1 tRNA gene and 1 rRNA gene are annotated in these 281 nt (G+C 54.8%); both read right to left on the reverse strand.

What is annotated here, in order from left to right:
- Positions 1–81: ribosomal RNA gene (gene rrf, locus OGV85_RS00030) — 5S ribosomal RNA — on the reverse strand; the annotation flags it as partial.
- A gap of 38 nt (positions 82–119) precedes the next feature.
- Positions 120–195 (reverse strand) — tRNA-Thr (locus tag OGV85_RS00035).
- Positions 196–281 lie beyond the last annotated feature (86 nt).

Below are 281 nucleotides of genomic sequence, written 5' to 3' on the forward strand. Positions count from 1 at the left end.
CACACTACCATCGGCGCTACGGCGTTTCACTTCTGAGTTCGGCATGGGGTCAGGTGGGACCACCGCGCTACAGCCGCCAGACAAATTCTTTTCTAAGTGCCGAACTTTAACCGAAAAACTGGTGCTGATACCCAGAGTCGAACTGGGGACCTCACCCTTACCAAGGGTGCGCTCTACCAACTGAGCCATATCAGCACACTAAATTTGATGCCTGGCAGTTCCCTACTCTCGCATGGGGAGACCCCACACTACCATCGGCGCTACGGCGTTTCACTTCTGAG

This window comes from Citrobacter sp. Cf132, from assembly GCF_030333885.1.
GTDB lineage: Bacteria > Pseudomonadota > Gammaproteobacteria > Enterobacterales > Enterobacteriaceae > Citrobacter > Citrobacter freundii.